Annotated in this window: 11 protein-coding genes, 1 pseudogene and 1 riboswitch; of the genes and pseudogenes, 11 read left to right on the forward strand and 1 reads right to left on the reverse strand. The window is 39.3% G+C overall.

Annotated elements, in window-relative coordinates; translation table 11 throughout:
- Positions 1-120: 120 nt before the first annotated feature.
- The gene (locus CL42_RS17570; RefSeq protein ID WP_035269652.1) at positions 121-1,017 is read right to left on the reverse strand and encodes a hypothetical protein; all 897 of its coding nucleotides are present in this window, start codon (positions 1,015-1,017) and stop codon (positions 121-123) included.
- A gap of 345 nt (positions 1,018-1,362) precedes the next feature.
- On the opposite strand from CL42_RS17570, the gene CL42_RS13570 reads away from it, so the two are divergent.
- The 11 genes and pseudogenes from CL42_RS13570 to CL42_RS13625 all read left to right on the forward strand — a co-directional run.
- Positions 1,363-2,346 carry a putative oxygenase MesX gene (locus tag CL42_RS13570; protein WP_035269653.1) on the forward strand — a complete coding sequence of 328 codons (984 nt, stop codon included), beginning with the start codon at positions 1,363-1,365 and terminating at the stop codon, positions 2,344-2,346.
- A 50-nt stretch (positions 2,347-2,396) separates the two neighbouring features.
- Positions 2,397-3,440, forward strand: a complete 1,044-nt coding sequence (locus CL42_RS13575; RefSeq protein WP_035269655.1) for a methionine synthase — start codon at positions 2,397-2,399, stop codon at positions 3,438-3,440.
- A 96-nt stretch (positions 3,441-3,536) separates the two neighbouring features.
- The gene (locus CL42_RS13580; RefSeq protein ID WP_035269657.1) at positions 3,537-4,031 is read left to right on the forward strand and encodes a flavin reductase; all 495 of its coding nucleotides are present in this window, start codon (positions 3,537-3,539) and stop codon (positions 4,029-4,031) included.
- Positions 4,032-4,074: 43 nt separating this feature from the next.
- A complete protein-coding gene (locus CL42_RS13585; RefSeq protein WP_035269659.1) occupies positions 4,075-4,875 on the forward strand; it encodes a sulfite exporter TauE/SafE family protein in 801 nt (266 codons plus the stop codon).
- A 103-nt stretch (positions 4,876-4,978) separates the two neighbouring features.
- Complete coding sequence (locus CL42_RS13590; RefSeq protein ID WP_035269661.1) at positions 4,979-5,896, forward strand: LysR family transcriptional regulator; 918 nt, start codon at positions 4,979-4,981, stop codon at positions 5,894-5,896.
- A gap of 520 nt (positions 5,897-6,416) precedes the next feature.
- The gene (locus tag CL42_RS13595; RefSeq protein ID WP_035269663.1) at positions 6,417-6,860 is read left to right on the forward strand and encodes a hypothetical protein; all 444 of its coding nucleotides are present in this window, start codon (positions 6,417-6,419) and stop codon (positions 6,858-6,860) included.
- A gap of 232 nt (positions 6,861-7,092) precedes the next feature.
- Positions 7,093-7,204, forward strand: a riboswitch (guanidine-I (ykkC/yxkD leader).
- Between the two features lie 28 nt (positions 7,205-7,232).
- Positions 7,233-7,970, forward strand: a complete 738-nt coding sequence (locus CL42_RS13600; RefSeq protein WP_035269667.1) for an urea amidolyase associated protein UAAP1 — start codon at positions 7,233-7,235, stop codon at positions 7,968-7,970.
- Positions 7,971-7,985: 15 nt separating this feature from the next.
- Positions 7,986-8,639, forward strand: a complete 654-nt coding sequence (locus CL42_RS13605; RefSeq protein WP_035269665.1) for an urea amidolyase associated protein UAAP2 — start codon at positions 7,986-7,988, stop codon at positions 8,637-8,639.
- A gap of 2 nt (positions 8,640-8,641) precedes the next feature.
- Positions 8,642-12,262, forward strand: a complete 3,621-nt coding sequence (gene uca, locus CL42_RS13610; protein WP_035269666.1) for an urea carboxylase — start codon at positions 8,642-8,644, stop codon at positions 12,260-12,262.
- 350 nt (positions 12,263-12,612) lie between these two features.
- Positions 12,613-13,065: a hypothetical protein gene (locus tag CL42_RS13620; RefSeq protein ID WP_051586627.1), complete on the forward strand. Its 453-nt coding sequence runs from the start codon at positions 12,613-12,615 to the stop codon at positions 13,063-13,065.
- A gap of 81 nt (positions 13,066-13,146) precedes the next feature.
- Positions 13,147-13,468 (forward strand): annotated as a pseudogene (locus CL42_RS13625) (hypothetical protein); the annotation flags it as partial.

Below are 13,468 nucleotides of genomic sequence, written 5' to 3' on the forward strand. Positions count from 1 at the left end.
ATATTTTAGCGATTTAATTGGATAGTAAGGCTTTGATATGCTGATATTTTCTAATCTTGAGATGAAAGTTTTTCATGGTGTATAGAATTACGAACATTCAAATAATAAATCCTAAAAAAACTATTTAGATTTAAATCCTAGAACTTCTATATAAGCGATTTCGTATACTTTTTTTTGTCGATTAAATTTTTCATGAACAATTACACTAGCTATGACTTCAGTCATTCCATGAAGCTGCTCAGGTTTCACACTATCATTTAATTTCAAAGATACCCTTTTATGATTCAAAGAATGAATAGATCCAGCCCATCCCGTTTCCCGTCTATCTTTATCTGATGCATAAATTGATAGAACAATATCTTGATAGAATTTTTCTTTCTCATCTTGCGTAGGTGGGGTGTAGGTTGCAGGAATAGGATCTAAAACCGAACGGTCAAAAGTGACTTCATTATCATTTTTATAATCAAATTTAATCTCAGCTTTATCTTCCAATTTTGCTGGTTTTGTGATGTTGATAGCATTTTCTGCTAAAGTTTTTTGAGGAATTTTTGACAATACTTCTTGGAACTGTGTTTCATTTAAATAAGGTGATTGAATAGTCGTATTGATATTATTTACGGTAATATTATTCACTATGGAGGGTGTTGCTGGTGTGGCAGTAGCTAATTTGGTTCCTTCTATAATTAAGGCAATAGTAGACTGCTTTATTATATCTTTTACAGTCTCTTTTGATGGAATAAGTTTAGTAGCAGTCTTTGAACTTTTCTCAATAAAGTGTAAAGATTTTCGTACTATTAATTTAACATCTAAACTACCGCTCTTTAAATTTTCAATGAAAATTTCAGAATTTATAACTTTATAGTCAGGATAGGCTTTTTCAATAAATTTAGAGGTGTAATGAATATTGTTTTCTAAAGCTCTGAGGCTTGATATCACTTCGTCTATAGGAATAAATTTCTTATTTGAATAAAATATTGAATATTCTGTATCGACTAATATCAACTCAGATTCCTTCACCAAAACTCTCCTTAATAATTAATATCTTGAGTCTATAGTATTGTTTTTGTTTAAACAATATCCAAAAAGATGGATAGTCCTCCCTAAAACTTTGTTTTAGTGAACAATTACTAATTAGCAGATAGTTAATGAAAATTCTTTAAATACATTTATCTAAATTATTTATTTTTTAAATAGACAATAAGTGATTTTACTTAATGGTGTATTTTACCGTTGTTGTGTTCATGACGTGAGAAATTCTCATCTTAAGCTGAATTTATATCGTTTTACTCACTTTATTATTCACGTTTAAATACAGCCATTCAGAAATTTAGCTTTTTATAAAATTTTTAGGTGGCAATCTCCATGAGTACAGCATTTGAGTGTTCAATTAAACGTATCCGTTTTGATGAAAACTATACGCCAGCAAAAAGTACACGTTTGACTACAAACTTTGCTAATTTGGCTCGTGGTGAAAGTCGTCAGGAAAATCTGCGCCGTACACTTGCGATGATCAACAACCGTTTTAATAGCTTGGCGACTGTCGATAATCCTAAAGGTGATCGCTATTCACTTGAGATCGACATCATTTCTGCAGAAATTGATATCGAAGGCAATGGACAAACTTTCCCATTTATTGAAACACTGAAAAGTGTGGTGATTGACCACCAAACAGGTGAACGTATTGAAGGTATGATTGGCAATAGCTTCTCATCTTATGTGCGTGATTATGACTTCAGTGTGGTATTGCCTCAGTTGGGTTGTGGCGTGGGTGAAAAACCTGAAGGTTTTGGTAATCTACATGGCAAATTGTATAAACATCTGGTGAATTCAGCAGTATTTAAAGCAGAATTCAACAAAGAACCGGTAATTTGCTTAAGTGTTTCAACCTCTAAAACCTATTACCGTACCACCAACGTACATCCTATTTTGGGTGTGGAATACAAAAATGATGAATATTCACGTACCGATGAATATTTTGCCAAAATGGGCTTACGTGTACGTTATTTCAAACCTGAAGGTGGTAACGCACCACTCGCATTCTATTTTGCTGGCGATTTAGTCCGAGACTACACTGATTTTGAATTGATCAGTGCTATTGCGACCATGGAAAGTTTCCAACGCATCTATCGACCTGAAATCTACAACACCAACTCTCCTGCAGGTGTGGTGTATCAACCAAGTCTAACCTATGGCGATTATTCACTTACACGTGTGGTGTATGACCGTGTAGAACGTGCTGAGTTAGCAGTCAAACAAGGTAAATGGACAGAAGAAAATTTCATTAAGCCTTATCAAGACATTTTAAATGAATGGGCTGAAAATTTCGAAGTCGAAACAGCTGCTTAAAACATCCAATTGATATACAGATTCACGAATTTAGAGAAAGAAGATTAGACATGGCACTTACACCACCGAAATTATTACTCCCAACTTCAACTGCGGGTAGTTTACCGAAACCATCTTGGTTAGCTGAGCCTGAAAAACTATGGTCTGCATGGAAACTCGAAGGGGAAGAGCTTCTTGAGGCAAAACGTGATGCATTGAAATTATCATTACATGAGCAAGTCACTGCTGGTATTGATATAGTGAGTGATGGTGAACAAACCCGTCAGCACTTCGTCACTACATTTATTGAGCATCTTGAAGGTGTGGATTTCGAAAAGCGTGAAACCATGCGTATTCGTAATCGTTATGATGCAAGTGTACCTTCTGTTGTAGGCGAAGTTTCTCGTAAACAAGCGGTATTTGTTGAAGATGCGAAATTCTTGCGTAGCCAAACCAATCAGCCAATTAAATGGGCGTTGCCTGGTCCAATGACCATGATTGATACTTTATTTGATGGTCACTACAAGAGCCGTGAAAAATTGGCTTGGGAATTTGCCAAAATTTTAAACCAAGAAGCTTTAGAGCTTGAAGCAGCAGGCGTGGATATTATCCAATTCGATGAACCGGCGTTTAACGTATTTTTCGATGAAGTAAATGATTGGGGGGTACCAACCCTAGAGCGTGCACTTAAAGGTTTAAAATGTGAAACTGCGGTTCATATTTGCTACGGTTACGGTATTAAAGCCAATACCGATTGGAAACAAACTTTGGGTAATGAATGGCGCCAATACGAAGAGTCATTTCCGAAGCTACAACAATCTAAGCTCGATATTATTTCGCTTGAATGTCAAAACTCACGTGTGCCAATGGATTTGATTGAATTGATTCGTGGTAAGAAAGTTATGGTCGGTGCAATTGATGTGGCAACTAATCAAGTTGAAACCGCAGAGGAAGTCGCGAATACCTTGCGTAAAGCTTTGCAATTTGTGGACGCGGATAAGCTTTATCCATCAACGAACTGTGGTATGACGCCGCTCTCTCGTCAAGTGGCACGTGGCAAGCTTGAGGCTTTAAGTGCTGGAGCTGCCATTGTCCGTAAAGAGCTAGAAGCTTAATCAAACGTAGTCTTGTATTAATCAGGGCAAATCGTCGCAAGATCATTTGTTCTGTCTAATGGACGACACGTCATATGTATATTTGAGATGAAAGAGATGATTGAAGCAACAGACTTTAGAAATGCAATGTCTTTACTTACAACTGCGGTAAATGTGATTACAACCACAGGCGAAGCAGGGATGCATGGCTTTACTGCATCTGCGGTATGTAGTGTCACAGATACTCCGCCAACACTATTAGTCTGTATGAATCAGTTCTCTCGTTCACATGCACATTTTGTTGAAAATAAAGTCTTGGCTGTAAACGTACTGAGTACTCAGCATGAACAGCTTTCGAATGCTTTTGCTTCAAGCAAGCTCAGCTCAGAAGATCGCTTCAGACTAGGTGATTGGATTGATTTAAAAACTGGGTCGCCGATTTTAGAAGATGCTTTAGTCAGTTTTGATTGCGAGATTGAGAATATTCAACAAGTCGGTACACATAGTATTTTTTTATGCCGTGTGACTGCAGTAAAGCAAAGTAATCAAGAAGAAAGTTTGGTGTACTTTAACCGTGCTTATCATCAAGTGGGTCAGTTGGAACACGCTTAACTCAACCCCTTAATCCCTTCATCTTTTTAAAAGTTAGTCTATTGTGGAACTTATAACCTTTTTAATCATCGGTGCATTTGCTGGTTTTGCGGCTGGGCTGTTTGGTGTAGGCGGTGGTACGATTATTGTGCCACTACTTTTTATTGTCTTTACCCAAATGGGTTATGATCCTGATGTCATTATGCATCTGGCACTAGGAACATCTTTAGCAACAATCGTTGTCACTTCGATTAGCTCATTAATGGCACACCATAAAAATGGTGCTGTGCTATGGCCTGTATTTAAAAATTTAGCTCCACCCATGGCCATCGGCTGTTTTGCAGGTGCTGGAATTGCTGGTTTGTTACCGGGATTACATCTTCAAATCATGGTCGGCTTATTTTTGATTTGGGTGGCGTATACTATGTTTACAGGCGCGAACAAAGCAGTTAATTCAACAATGGCTCTTCCTTCATCAAGTCAGCAAGTTGCAGCAGGTAGTGTCATTGGGATTGCATCGGCACTCTTTGGGATTGGTGGTGGTAGTCTGACCGTTCCATATCTGAATCGTTATGGGGTGGTGATGCAAAAGTCTGTCGGTACATCTGCTGCTTGTGGATTACCAATAGCTCTAGCTGGTGCTATAGGGTTTATGGTTTTTGGTATGACTGCTGAGATCAATGTGCCGAATACCATCGGGTATGTTCATATTTATGCTTTCGTTGGCATTAGTGTGATGAGTTTTATAACAGCAAAATTTGGTGCCAAAACTGCACATGCCTTATCGCCAGCAATGTTAAAGAAATGTTTCGCTGTCTTGTTGGTTATCATAGGAAGTATCTTCCTTGTAAAAGGATTGATTTAATTTCACCCAAATGTCTTATCAGCCTAGATAGCTCACTTAATGTGGGCTAAAGCGAAGATTTTAATATGTCCCTAGAGGGATCATGATTTGAGTTTTTTCCCATATGATCGAACTAAAACATTTGAAAATGCTATTGGCTTTGAGAGAGCATGGCTCTTTAGTCGCTGCAGCGAGTGATCTCTGCATTACACCTTCAGCCGTATCTCATCAGTTACGTGAGCTTGATCAGTGGATGGGGGTTGAAGTCGTCAACCGCAAGACGAGGCCAATTACTTTTTCTAATGTTGGTTTAAGACTGTTGCAGTTAGCGGATGAAATTTTACCGCAAGTTCAGATTGCTCAAAGCGATATCACGCGTATTATCCATGGGCAAACTGGTAGAATTACATTTTCTTCAGAATGCCATAGTTGTTTTGATTGGCTCATGCCGATATTAAATCAGTATCGAAACCAATATCCTGATGTTGATTTAGATTTTGCATCAGGGTTTGAAGCAAATCCTCATGAATTGCTACAAAATGGCGAATTTGATTTGTTGATTACTGCAGACCCAATTGCATTAAAAGGAGTTGAATATTTCCCAGTATTTGAATATGAATCACGACTTGTTTTATCTACAACACATCCTTTGGTACGTGCAAAAAACATTACTGTTCAAGATTTAGCTGAAGAAACGCTGATTACATTTCCAGTAGACAAACATCGTTTAGATATCATGTCGAAGTTGTTCATTCCTGCAAATATTCTTCCAAAAAATATTCGAACCACAGATCTGACCCAGATGCTGATTCAGTTAGTTGCAAGTGGGCGTGGAATCGCAGCTTTACCAGATTGGGTGGTAAACGAATATGAAATCAAAGGGTGGGTCACTTCACGTCGCCTAGATTGCGTTGCACCAGAGGGGTTAAGGCGTACTTTATATGCAGGTTTTCGAACTGAAGATAAGGAAAAAGATTATTTCGATTCATTTATAAAAAAATTAGCTAAATTTTCAGAATCAAGAAAACTCTATTACATGTAAGAAAGTTTAATCGTACTGAATAGAGTAAAGATTGAACCTCGAATGAATCTTCATATAAATAATGAGCGAAATTAAGATGAAAAGTAGATAGTCGCCATTATTTGTATGAAGACGAATTTTTTGCTTTTGATTATACTTTTTTAACTAAGAGTGATGTCTGACATCGAGACATTGGACTCATCATCTGTTTGTAGAAAGTAAACGATTTGATCTCAGTCCATTGTCCACTATTTTGGTCATTTATCTAAGTGGTTTTTTTAATTATAAAACTCAATACATTATAAATTTAAGATTATATCCATGATACAACTCATACCTTCATTTTCAGTTTCAGACTATCTCAGCTTATTTTCGATTATTTGTACGACGCTTATAGGTATCGTCGCTGTCTTTTACGGTCGAAAAACGTATTTTGTGAGTCTGAAAAGTTTTAATGAAAATAAAAATTTATATGAGGCTGCATCTTTTTACATTCGAGAATTTATCTCTGTAAGCCCGAATAAAACAAATAGATCCTTTTTTGAAGAAAATTGCCAGTGATCAACTCAATGGCGGTGTTGAGATTCCTTCATTCTTAACCGATATACTTATACGCAAATATGCAGATTACTATTTTTACTTAGTGAACTCCCTTCGCACTACGTGGAAGTTTTTTAAAGTTGAAGATGGAGAAATCCAATGTATTTATTCAGAACGGGAATTAGTCTTTAAAGGGTTAGCGTATGGTGCCTTATATACTGTCACAGGTTCTTTAGCTTTTTTTATATTTTCAAATTTTACTTGGTTTTTAGCTCGTTATACCTCAGATAGCACATTAAACACAGGGATGACTTTAATCATTTTACTTGTATTTCTTTTGTTCGTAGCACTTGGAAGCTTAGTTATGATTTTTAAGTTAATCACTGTGCGTGATATCAACCAGAGTCTAAACCTACTTAAGCAATCAGAAAATAACCGCTCATAACAAACAAAATAGAATCATGTGTTAGCTTTTTTCTTTGCACAAGAAAATTGCACGCAGGTTAATTTCGGTGCTTACCGAGTATTCTTTACTCCGACTGATTCAACAGGTTTACTTGAATTAAGTTCTGTTCAATACAATCAGCTCTAAGAGAAATGTTATATATCAAGCGACAGTAATACTAAAACACAAAAGAGTATTACTTTGGCACAGCCTTTGCATCTATCTATTCAATCATAAAGTGATCTAGGGTTCCGATACATGAAGTTTCATGTAGGTCTGCGACCGAGAGTTCACGGCTTAAGTTGTAAGCTCAAGCTACACGGAGGGATAAAAGCCCGGGAGGTAAACCGTAAAAGATTGGGATGGATGCATATGAGCACAATAAACTATCACGAAGATCAAGTCCTGTGGACAGAACGTTTACCGGGTGGACACCACTGGTCAGCACGCATTCAGCGTGGCGCAGTATTACAACTCAAAGCCTTAGGTAAAAATGCCAATGTGGCACTGTACTGCGTCAATAGCGAAGACAAGCTCGAACGGTATAACATGCCAGACAGCTTAAAAGGGCAACATACGGCATTTTTAAGCACTGGGCATATTCTTGCATCGGACCTTGGTCGCGCGATGATTTCCATTGTCAAAGATGACCACGGTTGGAATGATGCATTTTGTGCACCATGCAATGCACAGCAAATTGAACAACAATTTGGTTTAAAAACGTTTCAAGATGCACGCAACGACATGTACCGTAACGGTAAAGATTCTTTACTGCTTGAAATGACCAAGTTTGGTTTATCTGCAACAGACCTCAGCAGTACGTTAAATCTGTTTTCTAAAGTGCAACCGGATGACCATGGCAATCTCAGCTATGTGGCATCTGACAATACGAATCAAGTGATCGAACTCCGCTTTGAAATGGATTGCTTGGTGTTCTTATCATCCGCACCGCATGCTTTAGACAACAGTGGGGAATATGCACCTGCCGATGTTAAATTGTCTTTATACAAAGCACTTCCTTTAAGCGACAGCGATGTATGTCGTGATTCATGTCCGCAAAATCAGCGTGCATTTCAAAACAACAATCGTTACTACGCACTCAGTGCTTAATTAGGGGGATACAACATGACTGCACTCGTAAAATTAGAAAAATCAGTTTTAAGCGAAGTTTGTCCTGCCGGTGAAGCATGGATGTGCGAAGTCAAAAAAGGGCAATATTTCCGTATTGTGGATTTAGAAGGCAACCAAGCGGTGGATACGCTCTTCATCGCGGCGTCAAACCCTGAAGAGCGTTATAGCGCAGCAGATACCTTGGCCATTAATCAACAAATCTATTTAGAAAAAGGCACAGCTTTATACACCAACTTTGGCAATAAAATTGCCACCATTCATGATGATAACTGCGGTCGCCATGACACTTTAGGCGGTGCTTGTTCATGTGAAAGTAACACGGTTCGTTATGCTCATGACAAATACCCAATGCACAGTTGCCGTAACAATTTCATGATTGCGCTGTCTCAGCATCCAATTGCGAAAAAACACGGCCTAAACGTGCGTCACATCGGTCCAAATATTAATTTCTTTATGAATGTGCCTGTGACCTCTGAGGGACATCTAAAGTTTGATGATGGTATTTCTGCACCGGGTAAATATGTGGAAATTAAAGCGGAAATGGATTTAATCGTGCTGATCTCCAACTGCCCACAACTGAATAATCCTTGTAATGCCTATAACCCAACCAAAATTCAATTGATCATCCGTGAAGGCGAGGACGCATAACCATGACTAAAAAATATGGATTGAATAAAGTTCTAATCGCCAACCGTGGTGCAATTGCGTGTCGTGTCATTCGTACCCTTAAAAAATTAGGTATCCAATCAGTTGCGGTCTATTCAGAGGCTGATCGTGATTCACTGCATGTGACTTTAGCGGATGAAGCGGTGTATATCGGTGAAGCACCAGCCAGCCAAAGCTACTTAAACGTTGAAAAAATCTTAGAGGTTGCTAAACAAACCGGAGCACAAGCCATTCATCCGGGTTATGGCTTCTTGTCTGAAAATGCTGAATTCTGCGACCTATGTGAATCACAGGGTATTGCTTTTATTGGACCAAATTCTGCGCAGATGCGTGCCTTTGGTCTGAAACACACGGCGCGTGAGCTTGCGATTCAAGCTCATGTACCATTACTTCCTGGTAGTCAGTTATTGGTGGATGAAGCTGAAGCTTTAACGGAAGCGAATCGTATTGGCTATCCTGTGATGTTGAAAAGTACCGCAGGTGGCGGTGGGATCGGCATGCGTTTAGTCTGGAACGAAACAGAGCTGAAAGATGCTTATGCAACGGTGTCTTATCTAGCCCAAGCCAACTTTAAAGATGCAGGTTTGTACTTAGAGAAATTTGTGCAAAATGCCCGTCACATTGAAGTGCAAATTTTTGGTGATGGTCAAGGTCAAGTGATCGCACTCGGTGAGCGTGATTGTTCGGTACAACGTCGTAACCAAAAAGTAATTGAGGAAACGCCTGCACCGCATATCAATGATGAGCAACGTGCCTATATCCAAAATGTTGCCATCCAACTGATGCAATCGGTGAACTACCGTTCTGCCGGTACGGTTGAATTTGTGATGGATACCGATACCCAAGAATTCTATTTCTTGGAAGTCAACACTCGTCTACAAGTGGAACATGGCGTAACCGAGCAAGTCTTTGGTGTGGACTTGGTGGAATGGATGGTGACACTTGCAAGCGGTGATTGGACTGCACCAACTGAAAAGTTGGAATCCAAAGGTCACTCGATTCAAGTACGTTTATACGCTGAAGATCCAATTAAAAACTTCCAACCCAGTGCCGGTTTACTGACACATGTTGAATTTGATGACAATGCCCGGAATGAAACATGGGTGGAAACAGGTTCAAATGTATCGTCTTTCTATGACCCGATGATTGCTAAAATCATTGTCACAGCGGACGATCGTGTGTCTGCCATTCAAGCCATGCTTGACACTTTGGCGAAAACCTCAGTGGCCGGTATTGAAACCAATCTTGAATATTTACAAAACATTATCGACTGTGATGTGTTTAAAGCAGGGACACAAACCACACGCTTCCTCAATACCTTTGAGTGGAAAACCCAAAAGGTTGAAGTGTTGCAAGCGGGTATTCAAACTGCCGTGCAAGATGTCACAGGGCGTTTGGGCTATTGGGATGTCGGTGTGCCACCATCCGGTGCGATTGACCCATTATCACTGAATGTTGCAAACCAATTACTTGGCAACGCCTATAACACCGCAGGGCTTGAATGTACGTTACAAGGTCCAACGTTAAAATTTCATTGTGATAGCCAAATCGTGCTTGCTGGTGGTGATATGCCATCAACATTAGATGGTGTTCAAGTTCCGATGTGGCAAACCGTCAATGTACGTAAAGGTCAGATTCTCAAATGTGGCAAAATCGCCACAGGTTGCCGTACCTATATCGGGATTAAAGGCGGTCTGAATGTGCCTGAATATTTAGGTTCACAAGCGACCTTTACTTTGGGGCAGTTTGGTGGTCATGCAGGGCGTAACTTACTGGTTGGCGATATGCTTCCAATTACGGCATTTACAAGCAATGAAGTGAAAGCCCTTGCACCTGAACAAGTACCGTCATTTAGTCATGAATGGGAAATTGCGGTGATGTACGGCCCACATGGTGCGCCTGATTTCTTCACCAAAAATGATATTGATACTTTCTTTGCCAATATCTTTGAAATTCACTTTAACTCGAGCCGTACCGGTATTCGTCTCATTGGTCCAAAACCTGAATGGGCACGTGAGGATGGTGGTGAAGCGGGTCTGCATCCATCGAATATTCATGACAATGCCTATGCGATTGGTGCGATTGATTTCACCGGTGATATGCCGATTATTTTGGGTCCAGATGGCCCAAGTTTGGGCGGCTTTGTATGTCCTGCGGTGGTGATCAACTCTGAGCTATGGAAACTCGGTCAGCTTAAAGCGGGTGATAAAGTGAAATTTGTCCCTGTAAGCTATCACCAAGCCAAACTTTTAAATGAAAAATATCACGCACAATTAGAAGCATCTGATACACAAGCCGTCGCATTTAATGAATCGTTCTATCCTGAGCTATCTACACTGAAAAATGCGGTTCTGGATACCTTAAAAGGTAAAGATGGTGCACCGGATGTGGTCTATCGTCCTGCCGGCAACAACTACATGTTAGTGGAATATGGCGAGTTGGTGCTCGATCTGAACTTACGTTTCCGTATTCATGCTTTGATGCAATGGGTACAAAAGCAAAATATTCAGGGCATTATCGACCTGACACCGGGTATTCGTTCGCTACAAATTCACTTTGATTCGATCAAGCTCGATCAATTGGATTTACTGCGTTTATTACAAGTGGCAGAAGCTGAACTGCCTGATGTGACCGAAATGCAAGTGCCATCACGTACTGTGTATTTACCACTCGCTTGGGAAGATTCACAAACGCAACTCGCGACCGAACGCTATATGCAAACCGTGCGACCTGATGCACCTTGGTGTCCGGACAACATTGAATTTATCCGTCGGATTAATGGCTTAAAAGACAAACAAGCCGTAAAAGACGTGGTGTATGACGCAAATTATTTGGTCATGGGCTTGGGCGATGTGTATTTGGGTGCACCTGTCGCAACACCACTTGATCCGCGTCAGCGTTTGGTGACGACCAAATATAACCCTGCACGCACATGGACTCCTGAAAATGCCGTGGGTATTGGCGGTGCTTATATGTGTGTCTATGGTATGGAAGGTCCGGGGGGCTATCAGTTTGTCGGTCGTACCACTCAAATGTGGTCACGCTATCGTAAAAATGCTGACTTTGAGCAAGGCAAACCGTGGTTACTGCGCTTCTTTGACCAAATTAAATTCTATGAAGTCTCTGAAGAAGAACTGATGCAGATGCGTGAGGATTTTAAAGCGGGTCGCTTAAAACTTCGCATTGAAGAAGGTGTATTGAACTTAAAAGAGTACAACGACTTCTTAACTGAAAACCAAGAGTCCATTTCGGCATTTAAGTCTGTGCAACAAGCCAACTTTGATGCAGAACGTCGTCGTTGGCATGAGGCAGGACTTGCAGAATACGTGTCTGAAAGCCTTGATACTGTGGATGATAGTGAAGGCGTGGAAGTGCCTGAAGGGGGCTGTGCGGTGGAATCACATATGCCGGGTTCAATTTGGAAAATTGAATGTCAGTCAGGGGATATTGTGGAAGAAGGTGCAACGCTTGCCGTGATTGAAGCGATGAAGATCGAGATTCCGATTGTTGCGCCTGAGCGTATGCGTGTAGATGCGATAACGATTGAAAAAGGGCAAACGGTGAAAACGGGGCAGGTGTTGTTTACCTTGGCGCCAGTGGCTTGATGAGATATGAATATAAAAGACCGTCCGTAAGGGCGGTTTTTATAATTAACAATATAAAATAATGTGTTAGCATCTTATTTATTTGAAAAAATCAAGATGAAAAGAGAATATTCATTAAATATTACCCTTAAATGTCCAATTTGTGCTGATACAGATTTTGTAGTTGATAATGATCAGTATATTTGTAATTCGTGTAAAACGAGTTATGAAAGATTTCAATTAATAGAGGATAATTCTGAAGAGATAGAACTATCAAAACATGAATTGTTAAATAAAATTAAATCAGATGTAAAAAAAGAAATTTTAAGTGTTTTTAAAAATAGTAAGGTTTTTAAGGTGAAGAAGTGACGATGGATGCTAGTGATTATATTGCGATAGGTGCTCTAATTATTTCTGCTATTTCGTTATTCCAAAATTATAAGTATTCTAAAAAGCAGGATGATGTGATTTTACTTGAGAAAAAGCTCAATGCGATGTTAATTCAAAAAGAAGAAGACGAAAGGAATAACAAAATTCAGGCAGATATTAAAGCAAGATACTACCAAATCGGTAAAAATTATCGTCTAAAAATATGGAATGATGGTAGTGGCTTAGCTAGAGATGTTCAAATTATTGCGCATGATAATTCTCCCTTATTAGACAGTGAGATCGAAGCTAAGTTCCCTCTAGATTTAGAGTCTAAACAGAATGTGGATTTAATGGCATCAGTTGGCTTTGATACACCATCTAAGCATGAACTAAAGCTATGTTGGTTAGATGGTAAAGGTCAAGAAATTCAAAAAATATTAACACTAACAAGATAGATGAAATGACATACGCAAATCTTGATAATCTGATTAAAGAAACTAGACGATTTTTTGAACTTCATTGGACTAAAGAGATAATTGGTTATCCTCCAGAATGGTCAGTTATTCACACTGATTTTCGAAAAATACCTAATTACGATAAACAAGGGGGGTTATGCTTTTGTCAAAGATGATGAAATTACTTATATCGGTGTCGGTACTTCTCGGGGTGGTGGTCTGTATCGTGGAAATGGATTAAGTGCTAGAGTTATGAAATATTGTCGTTGGATTGATAAATCTAAAAATATTTATGGGCCTATTGATGCAAGACTAAAAGAAGCAGGGGCAATTGTAACTATTGGTTTTGAACAAGATTATGCTTACCTTGCAAATTCTTTGGAAATCTATTTAATCTCACGAC

Source organism: Acinetobacter sp. Ver3, from assembly GCF_000632455.1.
Taxonomy (GTDB): Bacteria; Pseudomonadota; Gammaproteobacteria; order Pseudomonadales; family Moraxellaceae; genus Acinetobacter.